The following is a 21,186-nucleotide window of genomic DNA, read 5'->3' on the forward strand; positions in this document are numbered from 1 at the left end:
TTGGATAGCGGTGATTGCAGATGTCGCACCTTTAGGGCGTTTGCGGGCCTTGCGATAGGGGCGGCAGGGTGCTAGTTTCCGCGCTGTAATTCAAGTTCTGGCAGATGAAATGTCTGCCGGGTTTTTTGTCATTCCTTAAGAGAGACTTTCATCCATGTCGTCTTTGGATAAGGAAACAGTTCGCCGCATTGCCTATCTGTCACGTATCAACGTGTCCGAAGAAGGTCTTTCCGAACTGGCGGGAGATTTGACCCGTATCCTCGATTTCGTCGAGGAACTGCAAGAAGTTGATGTCGAGGGTTGCGACCCGCTGACGTCGGTTGCCGATCTCACCCTGCCGCTGCGCAAGGACGAAGTCACCGATGGCAACATCCAGCAAAAAGTGCTGTCGAACGCACCGATGACCGATGCTGGCTGTTTTGTTGTGCCCAAGGTGGTTGAATAATGACTGATCTGACAAATCTGACGCTTGCAGAAGCCCGCGACGGGCTTGCAAAAGGTGATTATACCTCGGTCGAGCTGACCGAAGCACACCTGAAATCGATGGAAGCGCATCGCAATCTGAACGCTTACATCACGGAAACCCCGGAAAAAGCCATCGAGATGGCCAAGGCATCCGATGCCAAGCGCGCCAAGGGCGAAGCTGGCAAAATGGAAGGCCTGCCGATTGCGATCAAGGACCTGTTCTGCACCGAAGGTGTTCAGACCACGGCGGCTTCGCACATCCTCGAAGGTTTTAAACCGGAATATGAATCTACCGTCACCCGCAATCTTTTTGACAACGGTGCGGTCATGCTCGGCAAGGCCAACCTTGACGAGTTTGCCATGGGGTCTTCGAACACGTCGTCCTATTACGGCAATGTGATCAACCCCTGGAAGGGCAAAGACGGCAAGGATCTGGTGCCGGGCGGATCATCTGGTGGTTCGGCGGCAGCTGTGGCTGCCAACATGGCGCTTGCAGCCACCGGTACCGATACCGGTGGTTCGATCCGTCAGCCGGCATCCTATTGCGGTATTGTTGGCCTGAAGCCGACCTATGGTCGTTGCTCGCGCTGGGGCATTGTTGCCTTTGCGAGCTCGCTTGATCAGGCTGGTCCGATGACCAAGACCGTTCGTGACGCGGCAATCATGCTGGGTTCGATGGCGGGCCATGATGCCAAGGACAGCACGTCGGCTCCGATGGCGGTTCCTGATTTCGAAGCAGCCCTTACCGGCGACATTCGCGGCATGAAGATCGGTATCCCGAAAGAATACCGTGTCGATGGCATGCCCGAAGAAATCAGCAAGCTTTGGGATGACGGCGTTGCCATGCTGCGTGATGCAGGTGCCGAAGTGGTCGATGTATCGCTTCCGCACACCAAATACGCGCTTGGCACCTATTATATCGTTGCCCCGGCAGAAGCATCGTCGAACCTTGCACGGTATGACGGCCTGCGTTACGGCCAGCGTGTCATGGATGAGGGCGACAGCCTTGACGACATGTATATGAAGTCGCGCGCAGCAGGCTTCGGCAAGGAAGTCCAGCGCCGTATCATGATTGGTACCTATGTGCTGTCGGCTGGCTACTATGATGCCTATTACAACAAGGCGCTTAAAGTCCGTCGTCGTATCTATGAAGACTTTGCCAATGCCTTTGGCTCCGTTGATACCATTCTGGCCCCGACGGCCCCGTCGGCTGCCTTTGCAATCGGCGAGAACGAGGGCGATCCGGTCAAGATGTATCTGAATGACGTCTTTACGGTTCCGGCAAGCCTTGCGGGTCTTCCTGGCCTGTCGCTTCCGACCGGCCTGTCGTCCGAGGGGCTCCCGCTTGGCCTGCAGCTGATTGGCAAGCCGTTTGATGAAGAAACCGTTCTGCGTGTTGGTGGTGTGCTCGAAAGTGCCGCCAACTTCACCGCAAAACCGTCCGGGCTGGAGGGTTAATCCATGACCTATGTGATTGAAGGTTCGACCGGCCCGTGGGAAATCGTTGTCGGTCTGGAAGTTCACTGTCAGGTGATTTCCGAATCCAAACTGTTTTCTGGTGCCTCGACCAAGTTCGGTAATGATCCGAACACCAATGTCAGCCTCGTTGACGCTGCAATGCCGGGCATGCTTCCGGTTGTGAACGCAGCATGTGTCCGCCAGGCGGTTAAAACCGGTCTGGGTCTTAAGGCCAAGATCAACAAGGAAAGCGTTTTTGCCCGCAAAAACTATTTCTATGCCGATCTGCCGCAGGGCTATCAGATTTCGCAGTTTGACAAGCCGATTGTCGGCGAAGGCACGATCATTCTTGATATGCCCGATGGTTCGACCAAGGCAGTGGGCATCGAACGTCTGCATCTTGAACAGGACGCCGGCAAGTCGATGCACGATCAGGACCCGAAATATTCGCATATCGACCTGAACCGGTCGGGGGTCGCGCTGATGGAAATCGTTTCCATGCCGGATATCCGCACCCCGGAAGAGGCGGGCGCGTACCTCACCAAACTGCGTGCGATTGTACGTTACCTTGGTACCTGTGACGGTAACATGAACGAAGGTTCGATGCGTTGCGATGCCAACGTTTCGGTCCGTCGTCCGGGCGAGCCGTTTGGTACCCGTTGCGAGATCAAGAACGTCAACTCCATCCGCTTTGTGATGCAAGCGATCGAGATTGAAGCAAAACGCCAGGTCGAAGTGATCGAAGGTGGCGGCGAAATCGTTCAGGAAACCCGCCTGTATGATCAGCGTCTGGGTGAAACCCGTTCGATGCGTTCCAAGGAAATGGCACATGATTACCGCTATTTCCCGGATCCGGATTTGCTGCCGCTTGTTTTCGATGATGCATTCATCTCGGAAATCGAAAAAGAGCTGCCGGAACTCCCGGACGAGAAAAAAGCCCGCTTCATGCGTGAAAACGGCCTGTCGGCTTATGATGCCGGTGTGCTCGTTGCTGAAAAGGAAAAGGCTGATTACTACGAAGTCGTTGCCAAGGGCCGTGATGGCAAACTGGCGGCGAACTGGGTGATCACCAACCTGTTTGGCGCACTGAACAAGGCAGAAGTCGGCATTGCAGACAGCCCGGTTTCGGCTGAAAACCTTGGCAAGCTGATCGATCTTATTTCCGATGACACCATTTCTGGCCGTATCGCCAAGGATGTCTTTGAAATCATGATCGAAACCGGCGGTGATCCTGAAAAGATCGTCGAGGAAAAAGGTCTGAAACAGATCACAGATACCGGTGCGATTGAAACGGCAATTGACGAAGTCATTGCTGCGAACCCGGACAAGGTAGAAGAAATCCGTGCGGGCAAAGACAAGATGTTGGGCTGGTTTGTTGGTCAGGTCATGAAATCCACGGGTGGTAAAGCCAACCCGGGCATGGTCAACAAGATGCTTCGCGATAAAATAATCCTCGGCTGATTGAGGGTCGAAAGCAAATAGATGAAGAAGCCCCGCAATTTGCGGGGCTTCTTTTGTTTGGAATGCGAGACAGAAAGGGGAAATATTGCTGACCGTTCGTTTCTTGTGCATAGTACCTGAAATCACAATTTCACGGTGAGTTAATGACTTCTTCTGAAAAGCGTTCTTTCCTTGCACGGGTAAGGGCGGCTTTGCCCGACTTGCATCCGGCGGAGCGCCGTCTGGGTGAGTTTGTTTGTGACTTTCCAGGGGAGCTTGCAAGCTACTCAGCTCAGGAACTGGCACAGCTCGCAAACGTCTCGAAGGCGACGGTTTCTAGGTTCGTGCGGCGTGTTGGCTATGAGAATTACGAAGCGGCCAGGTTGCATGCAAGGATTGAGCGGCGAACAGGCTCAAGACTGTTTCTTGGCGGTCACGGCGAGAATTCGGAAGAAGCATCTCTTGCGTCAAGCATTGCTCAGAACAAGGAAAACCTTGATCGAACGTTCGTTACTATTTCTCAGGTGGAAGTAGATGATGTCGCTTCATCGTTGCTGTCAGCACGCAAAACTTGGGTTTTTGGTTTCCGGGCCAGTCATCCATTCGCCAGTTATTTGCAGTGGCAATTAATACAGGTCATCGAAAACATCGTTGCTCTCCCACGGGGTGGTGAGACGCTAGGAGAGCACCTTGTTAGTGTCAAGCCAGAGGACTGTGTGATCGTCTTCGGATTAAGGCGCCGGATACCCCAGTTGAGCCAGATTATTGATCATTCTGTTCAGACGGGGGCGAAGGTTCTTTACCTTACTGATGAGGGGGAAGACTTCAACAAAAGCGCAACCTGGCATTTTCGTTGTCAGACACAGGCTACCGGGCCCTTGTTCAGTCATGTTTCGGTCATGGCGGTTTGTCACTATCTCTGCATGCGTACTATAGAACTGGCAAAGGCCGATGGCAGAAGCCGGTTGCGTTCGATAGAGACGTTGAACGAAAAGCTTGGCGAACTTTAATCCGCCCAATAAATAGACAGTAAATTTGGCGTCGCACAAAAAATAATCATACGATTGGTGTTTTTTTTATGCAGCACCCTTCCGGAGAGTGCGGATATTGCATGAAAACACAAGAAACTATGGTTTCATGTAAAAATGGCATGAAATTTGTATCGTCATGTTCGAGCTTGGTGGTGCCTGTGCTTTTGCGCAGGTCGTGAACGGGAGGGGGGAATTTCCTTCGTTCACCCATAGTTGTTGGCTCTGTCATGCGGGCAGACGGTGTTCTGACCGCACATTGCGAAGGAAATGGATATGCGTATGTCGAAACACATCTTGATGGTTATTGGTTTGGTAGCCGCGTCAGTCGTGCCTGCTTCCGCTGAGACGCTTTCACTTAAAGTCATGGGGCAACCTGCTGGTTCAGGTCTTATTGCCAACAACAAAGAAAAACCGTTCTTTGAAAACCTTGCCGCTAACACAGGAATTGATGTGGCGGTTGCCTATAGCCCAGTGGACGTAACCGGCATTCCGGACTCAGATGGATTGCGCGTTCTGAAGTCAGGCCTGTTTGATATCGTCTCAATTCGTGGTCCTCAGGTCAGCCGCGACGAACCAAGTGTTCTTGGTCTTGATCTGGTCGGTTTGAATACGACATTTGCGGCTGGCCGCAAGAATACGGACGCATTCAAAAACTATGTCGATGGCAGAATTCAGGAACAATTCAACGCCAAACTGCTTGGTGTTTGGCCAGCTGGACCGCAGGTTATTTTCTGTAAACCTGAAATTACCGGGCTTGATGACCTGAAGGGTCTGAAGGTGCGCGTCGGGGATCAGAGTGCAGCCAACTTTATCGCCGGGCTTGGGGCAACTGGTGTGCCAATGCCGTTTGGTGAAGTTCAGCAGTCGTTGTCTCGTGGTGTTGTTGATTGCGCCATTACCGGACCAGCGTCTGCCAACGCAGCTGGCTGGCCAGAAGCAACGACAACCGTATTGCCGTTGGCCCTTCAGCTTGCCATCAACGGCTATGCCATAAATCTCGATACCTGGAAAAAAATGACCGCGGACGATCAGTCGAAACTTGAAGGCGCTGTAGCGGCGCTTGTCGATGAAATATGGGCTTACTCGGAAGAACTGTACGACGACTCAATGCGCTGCAATACCGGTGTAGAGCCGTGCGAGCAGGGCAAACCATACAGCCTTAAGGAAGTCCCGGTTCTAGACAGTGATATTGCCTTGGTCGCAAAGGCCGTTGGTGAAAAGTCGCTACCGGTTTGGGCCGAACAATGTAATGCCATGTCACCGAACTGCGAAGCGGAGTGGCGTGCAACAATTGGTAAGAATCTCGGCCTGTAACGCGATATCTCACAAAGGGGAAGTGCGATGAATTTTTATGGAAAGGTTGCCGGAACGGTATTTGGTATCGTGATGATATTTCTGTCGATCACAATTACTGCCGAAACCCTTTTACGGAAATTTTTAGCCTTCTCCCTTGGTGGGGTGGATGAGCTAAGCGGTTATGCAGTTGCGATTTGCGCACCTTTGGCTTTTACAGTGGCCCTGATCCACAACGCCCATATCAGAATCAATATCCTGCAAAATAGATTGCCGGTCGCCGGGCAGGCAATCGTGAATTTGGTAGCGTCCGTGATGATGAGCGTTCTTGCGATTTATCTTGTCTATTTTTCTATTCGCACGGTCATCGATACCGCGACCTATAACTCAATCGCGCAAACGCCATGGGCGACGCCCCTGATCTATCCGCAATCTATCTGGGTGTTCTCGATGGCGATGTTTGCCTTGGCTACGATCGCTCTATCGATCAGGGCGGCAAGATTGCTGCTAAAACGGGATTGGCAGGGGTTGGTTTGTCATTTCGGTCCAGAGACAGTTCAGTCTGAACTTGTTTCAGAGCTCAATGACCTTCAACAACGGATGCAGAGAGAAAAAGTATGAGTATTGTGCTTGTCGGTGTCGGGTTTGCGGCAATGTTGGCCTTGATGTTTCTCAGTATTCCGGTAGCGATCGCCATTGTTATCGTTGGAGCATTGGGCGGATATCTGATGTTTGGTATGCCAATGGTGGAAATCATGGGGGGCGTCGTGTGGGCAAGCCTCAATTCGCCGTCAATGCTGGCAATACCTTTATTCATGCTGCTGGGAGAGCTGCTTCTGCGAAGTGGTATTGCTGACAGGATGTTTGAAACGCTTGCGGTTTGGTTTGATAGGTTGCCAGGCGGACTTCTCCATACAAATATTGCGACCTGTACGTTGTTTTCGGCGACTTCCGGATCATCCGTTGCGACTGCGGCGACAGTGGGGTCGATCGCGCTTCCGGCTTTGCATGAACGGAAATACCCGGTGAAACCGTCGCTTGGCACATTGGCGGCAGGTGGCACACTCGGCATTCTGATACCGCCTAGTATCAATCTTTTGGTTTATGGATCTCTTGCCAATACTTCAGTCGGGCAGTTGTTCGCTGCTGGTGTGCTGCCGGGACTTCTTTTGGCTAGTCTTTTCTCCTTGTATGTGATTGTTGTTCATCGCAACGCCAATCCCGTTACCCAGAATGAACGTGTCCCATTGCGCGAAAAGCTCAAATCGCTGATCCATTTGATTCCGGCTGTTGTTATTTTTGTGGTTGTGATGGGTAGCATTTATGGGGGACTTGCAACTCCGACTGAATCTGCTGCTCTTGGGGTCGTAATAGCCTTGGGATTTGTTTATTTTAGCGGAAAGCTTGACTGGGAGTTGTTTGTTAATTGCTCGCTTCACGCGGCAAAAACGACCGGGATGGTTGTCTTGGTGCTGGCTTGTGCTCTGTTGTTAAATGTGACCATTTCAATGCTTGGTGTGACGCAGGCCGTAACCAATTGGATCGTATCATTTGAACTTGAGCGCCTTACCTTACTGTTTATTCTTATCTGCTTTTACATCGTCCTCGGGGCATTTCTTGACGCAATGTCCATGCTGGTCTTGACTGTACCAATTGCACTGCCAATGGTGACGGCGGTCGGCGTCGATCCGATTTGGTTTGGTATATTCATTGTAGTCATGTGCGAGATTGCCCTTATTACGCCGCCTGTTGGCATGAACCTTTTTGTTGTCGAGGGCGTACGTGTAGACAATGGTAGTTTTAGCGACGTAATTTCTGGGACGCTTCCGTTTGTCGCGATCATGATCGGCGTGGCGATCATGTTTGTTGTCTTCCCCGAGTTTGTCATGTGGCTACCGAATATGGTGGCGAACTGATCATGCAGACTAGTTCCATCTCGCCACGCCGCCGCATTCTTGTCATCAATCCAAATACCAATCCTGAGGTCACAGCGCGCGTTCGGTTGGCAGTAGACGGCAGTGCACGGTTTGACAGTCATATTGAGGTCGTAAATCCCCTTGAAGGGCCGTTTTCGATTGTGACGGCGCAGGACCGAGAGACAGCAAAGGAGCAAGTGCTCGATATCGCAGCCAAGACCATGAGCGATCCGTTTGACGCTTATATCCTAGCGTGCTTCGACGACTTTGCTGTTGATGAAGTAGCTTTTGCGACAGGTCGTGTGACGATTGGTATGTGTGAGGCAGGTATGCTTGCGGCAAGCAGGATTGCGCCAGCTTTCTCTATCGTTACGACGGTTAAAAGCGCGGTGCAAGGGATCGTCGAGCTCACTAAGAAATACGAAGTTGATAAAGTTTCGCTCGTCCGAGCTGCAGATATCAGTATCGAAGATGCCGCAGCTTTCGGGCAGACATCGGAATGTCTCGATAAGGCCATACAGAGTGCGATTGACGATGATCACGCGCAGGCAATACTTCTGGGATCCGGGGCGCTGGCCGGGTATGGGGACGAATTATCTTTCCGGTTCGGTGTGCCTTTTGTGGATGGGGTGTCCGAGGCAGTGAAGCTTGCTGAACAACGAATAGTTTTATCCAGAAACTACTGACCAGAGTATTGCAGTAATATGGGTATGGCAAAGAAAAGCCGCCTGCATCAATACGATACAGGCGGCTTCGACGTTCGGGTGGGGGACACGAACGTTGCTATGTCGTTTAGTGCGTTTCCGATGCCGGATAGCCAGCATCGGTGATTGCCGCAATCAGTGCATTGACGTCTGGGTTTCCGGAAACGGCGACTTCGCCTGCCTCCAGATCAACGGTCGCGCCGTCAACGCCGCTGACTTTGGTTGCTGCTGCGGTCACGGCACTTGCACAGTGCCCGCAGCTCATTTTTTCGACCTTCAGTTTCACCATCAGATTTCTCCAGAAGTTTGGTGCCTATGGCGCCAGTATGGAGGTTCCAGTAGATGGAAGGTCAAGCGGTTTTATGCAGACAGCAATTTGATAATCTCATCTGCTGTTGCGTCGCTGGATGCGGGATTTTGGCCGGTGACAAGTTTGCCATCGACCACGGCAAAGGGTGCCCACATTTCACCGCGTTCGTAACTGCCGCCCTGCTTTTTGAATTCATCTTCAATTGACAGGGGTACGACCTTTTCAAGGCCGATAGCTTTTTCCTCGTCATTGGTAAAGCCGGTGACACGTTTGCCAGCAACCAGTGGCTTTCCGTCCGCTGTTTTGGCGTTGACCAGTGCCGCAGGCCCATGGCACACGGCTGCAACCGGCTTGTTCTGTGCAGAGAATGCCTCGATCAGGGCAATCGATTTCGCATCAGTGGCAAGGTCCCAAAGCGGTCCGTGCCCGCCCGGATAAAACAGTGCGTCAAAGTCATCTGCGCGCAGCCCATCAAGGGTTACGGTGCTTTCAAACGCCTGTTTGGCCGCGTCGTCTTTTTCGAAGCGTTCGGTTGCCTCTGTCAGGGCATCGGGAACCAGACTGTTGGGATCAAGTGGCGGTTTCCCGCCCTTTGGGGAAGCCAGGGTAATTGTCGCTCCGGCGTCGATGAAGCGAAAATAGGGGGCAGCCAGTTCTTCAAGCCATATGCCGGTCTTGTGACCGGTGTCGCCCATCTGGTCGTGGGATGTCGTGATCATCAGAATACGCATCAAATCCTCCATGCGTTGAATTCATTTGCCCTGATAGTAACTGGCTGACAAAATTTGCGTTAGAATGAATAATTGAACAGATTGTCAAATTTATTGAGCATATAATATGTCGGCACTTGATGAAGTCAGAGCAATGATGATTTTTGCCCGAGTGGTCGAAGAGGGCGGGTTTTCAGCAGCTGCGCGCAAGATGGGGCTTAGCCGGGCCGCAATATCGCATCAGATCCGTCAGCTCGAAGCCAAGCTGGGGGTGCCATTGTTGCGTCGAAGTACACGAACTTTCAGCATCACCGACGCGGGGGCACGTTATTATGACAGTTGCCGAACCATCATGCTTGAAGCCGAAGCCGCACGCAAAAGGGTCGAAGAATTGCGTGACGAGCCGGTTGGCAAAATCTCGATAACCTCGTCAGTTCATCTCGGGACGTTACGTATCGTTCCAATCCTGAACCGTTTCCGGCAGCAATATCCCGGCGTGGCAATCGATGTGCATCTGAGTGACGATGTCGTTGATCTGATTGGAATGGGCATTGATATCGGTATTCGGTCAGGGCCGTTGAAAAGTTCCGAACTTAAAAGCTTCAAGCTTTATCAAACGCGCCGCATCGTTGCCGCAAGCCCGGAATATCTTGCGCGGGCAGGGTGTCCGGGCAGTATCGAAGAACTGGCCGCTCATGAATGGGTCATGTATAGCCGGATGCCCGAAACGCTTGCGATGATGTGTGACGGATCAGAACAGAAAGTGCGGGTGAACGGGAATGTCCGGGTCGACAATGCGACGGCACGATTGCAGTTCCTGCGCGGGGGGCACGGGCTTGCTGTTGTGCCGTTCTGCGATGTTCAAGATGAAGTAACCAAGGGCGATCTGGTCTGGGTCTTGCCTGATTGCACTCTTCCGGATTTACAGGTTTATGCGGTTTATCCGACAGGCGTGACCCGCAGTGCCAAAGTCCAGTCATTGTTGGAATTCATGCGTCGGGAATTGCGAGATATTGATATTTCGCGGAATGCCTGATGACATCCTTATCACCATATTGATCAATCGCACATGATCGGCTATGTCCCATTGACGACTTTCGGGGGGATCCATGGCCAATCTGTTTTTTTACTATTCGTCGATGAATGCGGGCAAGTCGACCACACTGCTTCAGGCAAGCTTCAACTACCGTGAACGCGGCATGGAAACCCTTTTGCTGACTGTGGCATTTGACAACCGTTTCGGTGAAGGCAAAATTGCATCGCGTATCGGCCTTGAAGCCCCGGCATTGCTGTTTGATGCTGACACGGATATGTGCGAATTGATCTTTGCTCAGATGGAAAAGGGCAAGGTTGACTGTGTTCTGATCGATGAAGCCCAATTCCTGAGCAAAAAACAGGTCTGGCAACTTTCCGATATTGCCGACAAGCACAATGTTCCGGTGCTGTGTTATGGCATTCGAACTGATTTCCAGGGCGAGCTTTTCGAAGGTTCAAAATGGCTTCTGGCCTGGGCGGACAAGCTCAATGAACTCAAGACCATTTGTCATTGTGGCCGCAAAGCCGGCATGGTGCTGCGTGTTGATGAAAACGGTGATCCCGTTCGTGAAGGGGCGCAGGTCGAAATCGGTGGCAATGACCGCTATGTGCCGGTCTGCCGTCGCCATTTCAAGGATGCAATGGAAAGCTGAATTCCGACTGGTTTGACGGATTACTCAGTTGGCCAATAGCGGCGCTATTTCCGGTGCAAGCAGGCTATAGGCAACAAGCCACATCACGGTGCATGTGAGCCCGTCGACGATCTTCCAGGTGATCGGGCGTGCGACATAAGGGGCAAGCCAGGCGGCACCCAGGGCAATGGCAAAAAACCAGACAAAGCTCGCACTCATGGCACCCAGGGCAAATCCAATGCGCTCATCTGCCGGAAACTGGCCGCCAATGCCTCCAAGCATCACAACCGTATCAAGGTAGACATGCGGGTTTAAAAGCGTCACTGCGAGGGTCGCAGACAGAACCGCTTTCCAGCCTTTTTTCGCCTGCGCATCCTCAGACAGGGTTTCTGTTTCAAACAGGCGCTTTAGCGCACCAAACCCGTACCAGATCAGGAATCCACCACCACCCCAGGCAGCGATTTTGGTCAGGATGGGGTAGGCGGCAATCAGGGAGCCAAGCCCTGCGACGCCCGCCGCAATCAGTATCGCGTCGCAAAGCGCACAGACCAGTGCCACCAGAACAGGATGGTGGCGGCGCAACCCCTGTCCAAGGACAAAGGCATTTTGTGCGCCAATCGCGATGATCAATCCACCGCCAAGGCCAAATCCGGTCACAAAGGTCAAAAGCATTCTGGCAATCCGTTGATAAGTGATGCGCCAGTGATAGCAATTTATTGAAATAAGAAAATCGAATTATGATAAAGTATCATTAGAAAAAATAATGGTAGAGATATGCTTGATTATAAACTTCTTGAAGCAAGCGCAGAGGTCATTCGTCACGGCAGCTTTGAAAAGGCGGCGCGTGAGCTTGGATTGACGCAATCTGCGATATCCCAGCGTGTGAAACTGCTTGAAGAACGTTTGGGGCAACCGGTCATTATTCGCGCCAAACCGATTGCGGCGACGGCTGCGGGGCAAAGGTTACTGCAACATTATCAAAGTGTTCGCCTGCTCGAGCAGGAACTGCGTGATGAATTGCCTGACATTCAAAGTGACGGCGGTTATGGGCAAATTGCGCTGGCCGTCAATGCAGACAGCCTGGCGACCTGGTTTGTCGATGTGCCAAAACATCTGTTTGAACAACTTGGCCTGCTTGTTCATCTGGCGGTCGGGGATGAATCGCTTAATCACACAGCCCTGCAGGACGGAACGGTGTTAGGCGCGGTCAGCATGCGTTCAACGCCCATTCAGGGGTGTCGCGTCCGACCGCTTGGCTTGATGCGATATGTTATGGTTGTCTCGCCTGACTTTAATCAGCGTTATTTTCCAAACGGGGTCACTGCCGAAGCCCTGCGGGCATGCCCTGCGGTGAATTTTTCCGAACATGACGAGCTGCAAAACCAGTTTCTAAAACAGTATTTCGGTCTTAATCCGGGGGAGTTCCCGGCCCACATGGTGCCGAGTTCACAGGGTTTCGTCACGGTGGCCGAGCAGGGCATTGCCTATGCCGTCGTTGAACAGCATCAGGCCGAAGATGCGCTTCGGGCCGGACGACTGATCCGGCCGTGTCCGCATGAAATTGATCGGCCGCTTTATTGGCATCACAAAACCATCCAAAGCAAACTGCTTGATCAGGTAAATGAGATCGTGCTGTCGCAAGCGCGCCGTTTTTTGCCCAAAATTACGCTGTAACAACGGCCTGTCTGATGTCTTTTGGGCGTCGGAGGCACATCGGCTGCGGCCATAGGTTTCACGATGCGATTTGACTTGAAGTCGAAAGTGTCGCTTACTTTGATGGACGAGCCAATTTTGATAACGGTTTGTTTCAACAGGAAAACCATGTCGCGTCGATTGATTGCGTGTGAGCATTGCGACTATCTCCATGTCGAGGAAGATATCCCGGCAGGAAGCGTTGCCTGTTGTGCACGATGCGGATCGCCGCTTTACTCCGCAGAACAGACCCGGTTCGACAAACCGCTTGCCTTTGCGCTGACAGCACTGCTGCTTTTTGTCATCGCCAATATCTATCCTGTGCTGACCTTCGGGATGGAAGGGCGGGTTGAAACCAATACGCTGGCAAGCGGTGTTTTGACCTTCTGGGATGAAGGTTTTCCGTTTCTGGCGTTCATGGTGGCTGTGACCTCAATTCTTGCGCCGTTGCTTCTGATCGTTGCTCATATCTATGTCCTGGTGCCGATCTGGCTTGATACCAGCTGGCCGGGAATGCAAAAGGTCTGGCGGGTTCTTGCGGTTGTGCGGCCCTGGTCGATGCTTGATGTGTTCCTGATCGGTTTGTTGGTGGCATTGACCAAACTTACCGATTTTGCACAGGTGATTGCCGGACCTGCCTTTGTCGCAATCTGCTGTTTGATCCCGACTGTTCTATTGATGAATGTTTCACTTGATGGTCGGGCAGTATGGCGGCGGATTGCCCCCAAATCGTTGCGTTATCCTGATCAGGATGATCTTAAACCCGTCCATGAAGCAGGCGGTGTCGAAGCACGGCATCACGGACTTCTCAGCTGCCATACCTGTGCGATGGTGGTTATTGAAGACCCGTCGGGCCATACAAAATGCCCGCGTTGCGGCGATGCGGTTCATCAGCGCAAGGCACGTAGTTTGTCTCGGGCCTGGGCGTTGTTATTAACGGCCATTATCCTTTATGTGCCAGCCAATGTGTTTCCGATCATGAAAGTGACTTACCTTGGCAAGTCAGAGGCCGACACAATTCTATCAGGCGTCGCAGCACTGACAGCAGCCGGGGAATGGCCCATCGCAATTGTCGTCTTTACCGCCAGCATTCTGGTGCCGATTGTAAAGATCGTTCTGCTGGGATGGGTGTATCTTGCAACATATCTTGGGCTTTCAGGGCCGCTTAGGGAACGCACGATGATTTACCGGATCACCGAACTTGTCGGACGATGGTCGATGGTTGACGTCTTCATGGTTTCGATTTTGGCTGCATTGGTCAAACTTGGAAACATCGCATCCGTTCACCCCGGATTTGGTGCCGTTGCCTTTTGCGGGGTGGTGATCCTGACCATGGTATCGGCTATGGCCTTTGATCCGCGCCTGATCTGGGATCGCGCAGGCATGCGAACATCCGTGATATCGTTCGGCTCCGACCGCGCTGAAAAACAGGGGACACCGTCATGATTGACGAAAATTCATCTTCATCAGACCCGCGAGCGGCGTCGCCCGAGGTCAAAAAAGGATGGGGACGCTTTTCCATCGTCTGGTTGGTGCCATTGGCGGCTTTGATCGTTGGCGGATGGTTATTGTGGCGTGATGTCGTCTCAAAAGGTCCGGAAATCACGGTGACCTTTGAAACCGCAGAGGGGATCGCAGCCGGCAAGACCGCGGTACGTTATCGCGATGTCGATGTGGGGCAGGTGACATCAATCAATCTTGACGACGAACTTGAACACGTGCGCCTGACCATTCGTATGAACGCGGATTTTGCCGATTATCTGACCGACAAGACCCGGTTCTGGGTTGTGCGTCCGCGTGTTAGTGCGCGCGGTATTACCGGGTTGGAAACAATTGTATCGGGGGCCTATATCGAAGTGGTTCCAGACGCGTCTGGTGAACGCGCCCGCGCCTTCGAAGGGGAAGAAGAACCGCAATACATTCCCAATAACAAAGACGGAACCCGGTTTGTTCTGAAGGCGGATGAGCTTGGGTCGCTGACGACCGGAACGCCCGTTCTGCTGCGTGGTGTTGAAGTCGGTGAAGTGCTTGAGACCAAGCTTGATGAAGATGCGACGGGGGTATCGGTCCCGGTCTTTATTCGAGAACCGTTTGATGCGCTGGTCAAGCGTAATACACGGTTTTGGGATTCCAGTGGTATCGCCCTTGATCTGAATGCAGACGGACTGTCGGTCCGTGCCCAGTCGGTACGGTCGGTTCTTGCGGGCGGAATCAATTTTTATACGCCAAATGACAGCGTAAATGACGAAAGGGCCGAGGCCGACACGATATTCCTTCTGCATGGCAGCCTGGAAAAAGCCGAGTTGCTGGCACAGGGACACAGTCTGAAATATATCCTGTATTTCGACACATCGGTGCGCGGGCTGTCGCGTGGGGCACCTGTGGAATTCAACGGCATTCGTGTGGGCACGGTCGAAAGTGTTGATCTTGAATATGTGATCAATCAGAACATCTTCCGTGTTCCGGTTGTCGTCACAATCGAGCCTGAGCGGGTCCGTCTTGTGGGCGGTAATCTTGATGAGAACGATCCCCAAGCGACAATTGATACACTGGTTGATAATGGCCTTCGGGCGCGCCTGAAGACCGGAAGCTTCATCACCGGACAGCTGTTTGTGGATCTTTCAATGAACCCGGTCACGCCTGCAAGGTATCTGGGCGACGGGAATGGGCAATATCGTGAATTGCCGACCTTGCCACAGAAGCTTGATGAAATTGCCAATTCGCTGAGCAGCCTGCTCGAGAAGGTTGAGACTTTCCCGATTGAGGAAATCGGGATCAGGTTGCTGGGTACGGTAGAGGGTATGGAAAATATCGTTACATCGCCCGCGCTGAGTGATGCAATGACGAACCTTAAACAAGCCGCTGCGGGTGTTAGCAGTCTGGTCAATAATCTTGATACCACTGTTCTGCCCGCGACCCAGACCGCACTTGATACGGCCCGCGAAGCCTTGGGTGGGGTGCGTGATATCACCGCACCGACGTCGCCGCTGCGCTATAATCTTGAACAGGCGCTTAAGGAGCTGAGTGCAACTGCACGGTCCTTGCGTGATCTGACTGAATTCCTGGAACAGAACCCGAGTGCCCTGATCCTTGGGAAAAGTGGCCCGAAGGAGGATGAATGATGCGACAGGTAATCCGAATGCAGTTTCGTATATGCGCCTTGCTTTTGCTTGCGCCGATCCTTGTTGCCTGTGCATCCCAGTCCGGTACGGATCGCTATTATCTGTTGTCACCGATGGGGCAGCAGATGGCGTCGCCATCTGCGCAGGCGCCCGTTGTAGGGGTGGGGCCGGTTTCAATCCCCAGCCATCTTGACCGGTCGGTCATCGTGACCCGTAGCAGTGCCAATCGGCTTGAAGTCAATGCAGGTCATCGCTGGGCCGAACCGCTTGATGAAAACATTACCCGTGTTCTGATGGATAATCTTGACCGAACAGGGAAGGTGGCCCGTCTTGAAGTTTTCCCATGGACGTCGCGGGATGGTGTGGAACGGCAAATCGTTCTTGATATCGACCGTTTCGAACGTCAGGCGGATGGAAACGTTATACTGGTTGCGCGCTGGAAACTGGTGGATTTCAAGAACGGGGAAATTATTCAGTCGGCAAAATACAGCAAGATCAGCAAACCTGTGGATTCAACAATTGAGAATACAGTGGTTGCAATGAGTACGCTTTTGTCTGACATGACGACGGAAATTGCATCCCATATCCCTTAGTTCCCCTGTGACGTTGTATTGTACGTCGCGGATCTATTTTGGAAGTGCGATACTTCCTTTTGCCGCTCTGTAATACTGTTGCGTTAAGGTCCTGATGTGCAATGAAATCTGGGAATATTGTAAAAGTTCTTGATCAACCTATTGTTTTCACATCCGCAATAGCCTTATAAAGAAGATATAAATATAAAAAAGTGGGACACGCGCCTGACTGCATACCGGCAAGCATATGCCGCCCAAACAGGAAGTTAGGGAGCCAGAGCGCGTCATGTCGGATACGACATTTGAAGTATTGGTTCAGCGAGGGGATCGCTGGATCATCCATTCGACATTCGATGTCGAAAAAGAAGCGGTTTCTGAAGCTGAAAAGGTTCTGAAAACCAAGGTATCTGCCGTACGCGTTGTCCGTAACTGGGAACGCGGCGACGGTCGTCATATTGAAAAGGTTCTTCTGGAAAAAGAAGGGGCTGGCGATAGCGAAGAAGAAGACGTTCGCGTTTCTTCTATCGATGAGGCGCCCCTGTGCGAGACCGATAACGACCTTTTGCAGAAGGAAAGCCGCGCGACCATCAACCGGTTGCTGCGCAAGTATTTCGAACAGGAAATTCTGACTCCTTGCGAGGTAATGTATAATTACCAGAACCTCCGCAAGTTGATGTTCCATGACACCTTGATGCCAACAGCCGTCGACAAGGTCGCGGGTCTGCACGCCAAGGCGACGGATGGCGACCATATCGAGGCGATGAATAATCTTCATGGTGCGATCGAGCAATTGTCTGCGCGCGCCCGTGAAGTTGAAAAGGTTGATCTTCCTGCATTCGAAGACGCGACGATATCGGAAGTTCGTGACGAAATCCGCCGCCTTAATCTTGCCGAAGATACCGATTTCCTGACCATGGTTGCCCTGACGCGTGTGTTGTCCTCAACACGAAACTGGGTGGGCAAGCTTGATCTCGCGCTCAAGGTCAAGGGCGATGAAAAGGACGAAGCTGCTCGCAAGATGCTTGATGATGTGATCGCAGATATTCTGGGATCACCGGTGGCGCTCAAAGACCTTTTGGGCAGTTCGCGAAGTTTTGGCGAGGCTGTGACCTTGCACATTGATCTTGCTCTTGGTCGGGCAAAGGGTAACCGCGGGGCAGCGGACGATATTCTCGAACTGTTGAATCCTCTCTTTGGTTCAGGACTTCTCACGACCAGTCAGGAAACGATGTTTGACTACATCGTTCGCGAACTGCGCAGTGCAAATAGTCTGACACGTCATGAAGGTGACCCGGATCCGCTGGTTGGCATTCTTGATCGCCTGATTACCGAACAGGGCGTGATTTATGGCACGCCAATGGTCGAAGCCATCGCCGAGCGTGGCGCACGGTTGCGCAATGTTGGCGGCCCGCGCGCTCTGATCGAGGGTGTTGAAGAAATCAACGGACGCCTCATTCCGAACTATCGTAAACTGACATGGCTTATTGCCGTCGCCAATAGCGGCATTGTGGAAGATTTCGGAGATGAGCTGTTGGTCATGATGCTCGACGCCGTCAAGGATATGCGGGCGTTGCGTGCATTCTGTGATCCGGAATCCAAACCGCGCGACAAGATGGCCACGGTCAAGCATATGAATGACATGCTTAGCACAAGCAATTTGCCGGACGACCAGAAATCGCAGATTGGTGAAAAGCTTGATGACGGGCTGGCCGAATATCTTGTGCGTGAAAAGGTTATCGAGCGTATTGATAATCCGTCGCTGCATCTGCGCAAGCGCGCCTACATGCTTGTCCAGTTCTGTTCAAGCGGCGTTCTGATCGAAGGCAAGTCGGCAGCCATGGCCCGAAAAAGGGTGGTGGGATATCTCAAGCAGCCGAACTTTACCGACAAGCTGGTGGATGACATCAGTGATATGACAGCCAAGGAAGGCACGATCCGCGATTTTTATGCCTTGTTGCAACGAAGCGGTTTCTAGCAACCATTCGATGATATTTTCGTTCTGAGTTCAAAAACACCCCACGAAAGCCATTTGGCAAAATTCGTGGGGTGTTTGTCATTGTTGCCAAATTTCTTTTGCGGCATTCTTGGCGATGTACCAAGGAGATGCCCGATGTCCGAAACTGATACCCACCAGCGACTGGTCGTTTGTCACGCTTATGAGCGTGTCATGAGCCTTGATGTCGTCGGACCGCTTCAGGTGTTTGGTTCAGCAAATGACGAATTGGTCAGAACCGGACGCAGCGCATCCTACGCGGTGCAGGTGGCGGCTGACCAGCCGGGACCAGTCAGGACTTCATGCGGTGTGCAGCTATATGCTGACTGTGCTTGGCGAACGCTTGATCTGACACAGGTCGATACGTTGTTTGTGCCAGGTGGAGACGGTGTTGCGAGGTTTTTCAAGGATCAGGAGTTCCTTGACTGGCTAAGGCACGCAGAGCAAACCATACCGCGGCTTGGATCGGTTTGCTCCGGTGCTTTGATCCTTGCTGAGGCAGGCGTTCTTGACGGGCGTATGGCCACGACCCACTGGTCGCGCTGTGACCAAATGATGCGGGATTATCCCTCTATCCATATGATGGGGGATCGCCTCCATAGCTATGATCCGACCGGACTTGATGGTGACCCGCATGTTTTTACCTCTGCAGGGGTGACGGCGGGCATAGATCTTGCCCTGGCAATTGTCGAAGCGGATCATGGCCGGTCACTGGCATTGTCTGTTGCGCGACGTCTTGTGATGTTTCTTAAACGTCCGGGGGGGCAGGCGCAATTTAGCGCCTACCTGACCCCTGAAGGCGGGGTAACAACGCGCTTGGCAGGGTTGCTGGAATGGTTGCCGGCTAACCTTGCTGCGGATCTGTCACTTGAAGTACTTGCTGATCGTGCGGGCATGACGCCACGGACATTTTCGCGGGTTTTTTCGCGGGATCTGGGAATGAGCCCGGCGCGCTATGTTGAACGCATCAGGGTCGAGGCCGCCCGCGCATTGCTTCAGGACGAAACGATCAGTATTTCGCGCGTGGCGGATCTATGCGGGTTCCGTCATCCCGAAACGCTAAGGCGGGCTTTCCAGCGTCATCTTTCGGTAAGTCCACAGGAATATGCCGAACGGTTTGCCAGAAAATCTGCTGTCGCAGCAGTTTGACGGCTTTTACCGCGACCTGACGAAACACATCATCACAATCTGATTTTTCGGAGTTGGCAACATGTTGTTACTGACCAATGGATCATTGCGTCTTCTGTTTATCGCCCAGGCTCTTTACTGGTCCTGTTCACTGATCGGAATTACCCTGACATCCCTTGTCGGGGCCTCCATGGCCCCGGTTGTCGAGCTTGCAACACTGCCGCTCGGGCTTTTGATGCTGGGTAATCTGCTTTCAGTGCATCCTCTTTCAATGCTGATGCAGCGTTACGGGCGGCGGGCCGGATTGTGCCTGGGGGCGGTCTGTGGTGTTGCAGGCGGGTTGCTTCTGGCCGCAGGTATTTATCTTGATGAATTCTGGGTGGTTGCAATTGCGCCGGTTTTAATCGGGACCTATCAGGCATCGGCGATGTATTACCGCTATGCGGCACTGGAAACGGTTGAGGAAGGTCTGAAAGGCCGCGCCGCGGCTCTTGTGGTCGGGGGCGGGGTGCTGGCTGCCATTATCGCCCCGGAGATTGCATCGACTAGTCGTGACTTCCTTCCGGTTCCGTTTGCTGGTGCCTATATTGCCCTGGCCGGATTGGCCGCGATCGGCGCAGTCCTGATGGCGATATTGCCAGATGGAGGCGTTCCCGCTCGTACCGGTTCGAGCCGGGCGGTTATGGCAGCACTTCTGCGCCGCCCGATTATCCGTGGTGCCATCGCAGTCAGTGCCGCTGGACACGGGATCATGATCCTGGTGATGACAGCAACGCCGCTTGCCATGAAATATTGCGGGTTTGATATTGATGTTTCGTCAAATGTGATTCGCTGGCACCTGATCGGGATGTTTCTGCCAGCCTTTGTGGCAGGCCCGATGATTGACCGGTTTGGTCCGCGCCGTGTGGCCTCACTTGGCGCGCTGATGCTGGGGGTGAGTGTCGGCTTCGCGGTTACGGGGATATCTGTCTCGGCGTTTTTGATCAGTTCGTTCCTGTTGGGCATCGGTTGGAACATGATGTTGCTTGCCGGGACAACCATGCTGGGCGAGGGACATGATGCAACGGAGCGTGGCCATGCGCAAAGCCTGATGGAGCTTGGCAATAGTGTCACCGCGACAGTCGCATCGCTCGCAAGTGGCGCCCTGATCGCAGGTGCCGGATGGAATCCGGTCAATTATGGCGTGATCCCGGTTCTGGGATTTGCCATGATTCTGATGTGGCGCGGGGCCGTTGCAAGGCGTGCAGTCCTTCAAACACAGGCCTGAAGATAAAAGGAACCGCCGGTCAGGACGACCGGCGGTGAAGTTGCGGGGCAAACGGGGAGTTTCGCCCCGGCGCGACTGAGAAATTCAATCGTAAAACCGGGAATGAACGCCAAGGCCGACGCCATTCACGCAATAAAAAACCGGCCATCAGGCCGGTTGGGATTCAAACGATGCGGCGTTGCCCGCAACAAATTCCTTGATCTTCTGCAAGACAAACTCGCGTGAGCTGTTTTCACGGGTGCGGAACAACACTTCACGATCCTGAATGACCAGTCCCATATAGACCGGGTCATTATGACCTTCCTTGATCATTTTCAGGGCGCGGAGGGTATGACCGAGATCATCGGTGCTTTGATAGATGGTGCGCATCTTTCTCCAACCAGCTTTTGTGTCGGGTGACAATGTTAAACCAATCGAC

At 52.8% G+C, this 21,186-nt stretch carries 21 protein-coding genes; 17 read left to right on the plus strand and 4 right to left on the minus strand.

What is annotated here, in order from left to right; genetic code table 11:
- Positions 1–154: 154 nt before the first annotated feature.
- From gatC to ACTU44_RS11765, 8 genes are all read left to right on the plus strand, one after another.
- The gene (gene gatC / locus ACTU44_RS11730) at positions 155–445 is read left to right on the plus strand and encodes an Asp-tRNA(Asn)/Glu-tRNA(Gln) amidotransferase subunit GatC (RefSeq protein WP_114097697.1); all 291 of its coding nucleotides are present in this window, start codon (positions 155–157) and stop codon (positions 443–445) included.
- On the plus strand, positions 445–1,923 hold the full coding sequence (gene gatA, locus ACTU44_RS11735; protein ID WP_462095472.1) for an Asp-tRNA(Asn)/Glu-tRNA(Gln) amidotransferase subunit GatA: 1,479 nt from the start codon (positions 445–447) through the stop codon (positions 1,921–1,923). The genes gatC and gatA overlap by 1 nt, the downstream gene beginning before the upstream one ends.
- A gap of 3 nt (positions 1,924–1,926) precedes the next feature.
- Complete coding sequence (gene gatB, locus ACTU44_RS11740; protein ID WP_462095473.1) at positions 1,927–3,384, plus strand: Asp-tRNA(Asn)/Glu-tRNA(Gln) amidotransferase subunit GatB; 1,458 nt, start codon at positions 1,927–1,929, stop codon at positions 3,382–3,384.
- Positions 3,385–3,527: 143 nt separating this feature from the next.
- The gene (locus tag ACTU44_RS11745) at positions 3,528–4,373 is read left to right on the plus strand and encodes a MurR/RpiR family transcriptional regulator (RefSeq protein ID WP_114097700.1); all 846 of its coding nucleotides are present in this window, start codon (positions 3,528–3,530) and stop codon (positions 4,371–4,373) included.
- 300 nt (positions 4,374–4,673) lie between these two features.
- Positions 4,674–5,708, plus strand: coding sequence for a TRAP transporter substrate-binding protein (locus ACTU44_RS11750; RefSeq protein WP_462095474.1), 1,035 nt, complete (start codon positions 4,674–4,676; stop codon positions 5,706–5,708).
- Between the two features lie 27 nt (positions 5,709–5,735).
- Positions 5,736–6,308, plus strand: a complete 573-nt coding sequence (locus ACTU44_RS11755; protein ID WP_462095475.1) for a TRAP transporter small permease subunit — start codon at positions 5,736–5,738, stop codon at positions 6,306–6,308.
- Positions 6,305–7,603, plus strand: coding sequence for a TRAP transporter large permease (locus ACTU44_RS11760; RefSeq protein WP_114097702.1), 1,299 nt, complete (start codon positions 6,305–6,307; stop codon positions 7,601–7,603). Before ACTU44_RS11755 ends, ACTU44_RS11760 begins: the two co-directional genes overlap by 4 nt.
- Positions 7,576–8,289, plus strand: a complete 714-nt coding sequence (locus tag ACTU44_RS11765; protein WP_462095476.1) for an aspartate/glutamate racemase family protein — start codon at positions 7,576–7,578, stop codon at positions 8,287–8,289. The genes ACTU44_RS11760 and ACTU44_RS11765 overlap by 28 nt, the downstream gene beginning before the upstream one ends.
- A gap of 106 nt (positions 8,290–8,395) precedes the next feature.
- Here ACTU44_RS11765 and ACTU44_RS11770 read toward each other — a convergent pair whose 3' ends face one another.
- Positions 8,396–8,596, minus strand: coding sequence for a heavy-metal-associated domain-containing protein (locus ACTU44_RS11770; RefSeq protein WP_114097704.1), 201 nt, complete (start codon positions 8,594–8,596; stop codon positions 8,396–8,398).
- Positions 8,597–8,667: 71 nt separating this feature from the next.
- Entirely contained in the window at positions 8,668–9,348 is a 681-nt protein-coding gene (locus ACTU44_RS11775) for a type 1 glutamine amidotransferase domain-containing protein (RefSeq protein WP_462095477.1), read from the minus strand.
- A gap of 106 nt (positions 9,349–9,454) precedes the next feature.
- On the opposite strand from ACTU44_RS11775, the gene ACTU44_RS11780 reads away from it, so the two are divergent.
- Complete coding sequence (locus tag ACTU44_RS11780; RefSeq protein WP_462095478.1) at positions 9,455–10,363, plus strand: LysR family transcriptional regulator; 909 nt, start codon at positions 9,455–9,457, stop codon at positions 10,361–10,363.
- 73 nt (positions 10,364–10,436) lie between these two features.
- The gene (locus ACTU44_RS11785; RefSeq protein ID WP_114097706.1) at positions 10,437–11,015 is read left to right on the plus strand and encodes a thymidine kinase; all 579 of its coding nucleotides are present in this window, start codon (positions 10,437–10,439) and stop codon (positions 11,013–11,015) included.
- 24 nt (positions 11,016–11,039) lie between these two features.
- Here the strand turns inward: ACTU44_RS11785 and ACTU44_RS11790 are convergent, their stop codons facing one another.
- Entirely contained in the window at positions 11,040–11,666 is a 627-nt protein-coding gene (locus ACTU44_RS11790; RefSeq protein ID WP_462095479.1) for a LysE/ArgO family amino acid transporter, read from the minus strand.
- Positions 11,667–11,768: 102 nt separating this feature from the next.
- On the opposite strand from ACTU44_RS11790, the gene ACTU44_RS11795 reads away from it, so the two are divergent.
- From ACTU44_RS11795 to ACTU44_RS11825, 7 genes are all read left to right on the plus strand, one after another.
- On the plus strand, positions 11,769–12,668 hold the full coding sequence (locus tag ACTU44_RS11795) for a LysR family transcriptional regulator ArgP (RefSeq protein ID WP_462095480.1): 900 nt from the start codon (positions 11,769–11,771) through the stop codon (positions 12,666–12,668).
- Between the two features lie 147 nt (positions 12,669–12,815).
- Positions 12,816–14,132: a paraquat-inducible protein A gene (locus tag ACTU44_RS11800; RefSeq protein ID WP_462095481.1), complete on the plus strand. Its 1,317-nt coding sequence runs from the start codon at positions 12,816–12,818 to the stop codon at positions 14,130–14,132.
- The gene (locus ACTU44_RS11805) at positions 14,129–15,808 is read left to right on the plus strand and encodes a PqiB family protein (protein ID WP_462095482.1); all 1,680 of its coding nucleotides are present in this window, start codon (positions 14,129–14,131) and stop codon (positions 15,806–15,808) included. Before ACTU44_RS11800 ends, ACTU44_RS11805 begins: the two co-directional genes overlap by 4 nt.
- A 17-nt stretch (positions 15,809–15,825) precedes the next feature.
- Positions 15,826–16,401, plus strand: coding sequence for a PqiC family protein (locus ACTU44_RS11810; protein WP_462095483.1), 576 nt, complete (start codon positions 15,826–15,828; stop codon positions 16,399–16,401).
- A gap of 265 nt (positions 16,402–16,666) precedes the next feature.
- Positions 16,667–18,355: a hypothetical protein gene (locus ACTU44_RS11815; RefSeq protein WP_114097712.1), complete on the plus strand. Its 1,689-nt coding sequence runs from the start codon at positions 16,667–16,669 to the stop codon at positions 18,353–18,355.
- Between the two features lie 135 nt (positions 18,356–18,490).
- Entirely contained in the window at positions 18,491–19,522 is a 1,032-nt protein-coding gene (locus ACTU44_RS11820; RefSeq protein WP_462095484.1) for a GlxA family transcriptional regulator, read from the plus strand.
- 61 nt (positions 19,523–19,583) lie between these two features.
- The gene (locus ACTU44_RS11825; RefSeq protein ID WP_462095485.1) at positions 19,584–20,768 is read left to right on the plus strand and encodes an MFS transporter; all 1,185 of its coding nucleotides are present in this window, start codon (positions 19,584–19,586) and stop codon (positions 20,766–20,768) included.
- A gap of 147 nt (positions 20,769–20,915) precedes the next feature.
- On the opposite strand, the gene ACTU44_RS11830 is transcribed toward ACTU44_RS11825, so the two are convergent.
- Positions 20,916–21,137 (minus strand): hypothetical protein, encoded by a 222-nt coding sequence (locus ACTU44_RS11830; protein ID WP_114097715.1) that lies wholly within the window; start codon positions 21,135–21,137, stop codon positions 20,916–20,918.
- Positions 21,138–21,186: the final 49 nt, after the last annotated feature.

The organism is Thalassospira sp. SM2505, assembly GCF_054901115.1.

Coding starts and splice junctions, on each gene's coding strand:
- gatC (WP_114097697.1), top strand. CDS start 155: ATGTCGTCTTTGGATAAGGAAACAGTTCGCCGCATTGCCTATCTGTCA.
- gatA (WP_462095472.1), top strand. CDS start 445: ATGACTGATCTGACAAATCTGACGCTTGCAGAAGCCCGCGACGGGCTT.
- gatB (WP_462095473.1), top strand. CDS start 1,927: ATGACCTATGTGATTGAAGGTTCGACCGGCCCGTGGGAAATCGTTGTC.
- ACTU44_RS11745 (WP_114097700.1), top strand. CDS start 3,528: ATGACTTCTTCTGAAAAGCGTTCTTTCCTTGCACGGGTAAGGGCGGCT.
- ACTU44_RS11750 (WP_462095474.1), top strand. CDS start 4,674: ATGTCGAAACACATCTTGATGGTTATTGGTTTGGTAGCCGCGTCAGTC.
- ACTU44_RS11755 (WP_462095475.1), top strand. CDS start 5,736: ATGAATTTTTATGGAAAGGTTGCCGGAACGGTATTTGGTATCGTGATG.
- ACTU44_RS11760 (WP_114097702.1), top strand. CDS start 6,305: ATGAGTATTGTGCTTGTCGGTGTCGGGTTTGCGGCAATGTTGGCCTTG.
- ACTU44_RS11770 (WP_114097704.1), bottom strand. CDS start 8,596: ATGGTGAAACTGAAGGTCGAAAAAATGAGCTGCGGGCACTGTGCAAGT.
- ACTU44_RS11775 (WP_462095477.1), bottom strand. CDS start 9,348: ATGCGTATTCTGATGATCACGACATCCCACGACCAGATGGGCGACACC.
- ACTU44_RS11780 (WP_462095478.1), top strand. CDS start 9,455: ATGTCGGCACTTGATGAAGTCAGAGCAATGATGATTTTTGCCCGAGTG.
- ACTU44_RS11785 (WP_114097706.1), top strand. CDS start 10,437: ATGGCCAATCTGTTTTTTTACTATTCGTCGATGAATGCGGGCAAGTCG.
- ACTU44_RS11790 (WP_462095479.1), bottom strand. CDS start 11,666: ATGCTTTTGACCTTTGTGACCGGATTTGGCCTTGGCGGTGGATTGATC.
- ACTU44_RS11795 (WP_462095480.1), top strand. CDS start 11,769: ATGCTTGATTATAAACTTCTTGAAGCAAGCGCAGAGGTCATTCGTCAC.
- ACTU44_RS11800 (WP_462095481.1), top strand. CDS start 12,816: ATGTCGCGTCGATTGATTGCGTGTGAGCATTGCGACTATCTCCATGTC.
- ACTU44_RS11805 (WP_462095482.1), top strand. CDS start 14,129: ATGATTGACGAAAATTCATCTTCATCAGACCCGCGAGCGGCGTCGCCC.
- ACTU44_RS11810 (WP_462095483.1), top strand. CDS start 15,826: ATGCAGTTTCGTATATGCGCCTTGCTTTTGCTTGCGCCGATCCTTGTT.
- ACTU44_RS11815 (WP_114097712.1), top strand. CDS start 16,667: ATGTCGGATACGACATTTGAAGTATTGGTTCAGCGAGGGGATCGCTGG.
- ACTU44_RS11820 (WP_462095484.1), top strand. CDS start 18,491: ATGTCCGAAACTGATACCCACCAGCGACTGGTCGTTTGTCACGCTTAT.
- ACTU44_RS11825 (WP_462095485.1), top strand. CDS start 19,584: ATGTTGTTACTGACCAATGGATCATTGCGTCTTCTGTTTATCGCCCAG.
- ACTU44_RS11830 (WP_114097715.1), bottom strand. CDS start 21,137: ATGCGCACCATCTATCAAAGCACCGATGATCTCGGTCATACCCTCCGC.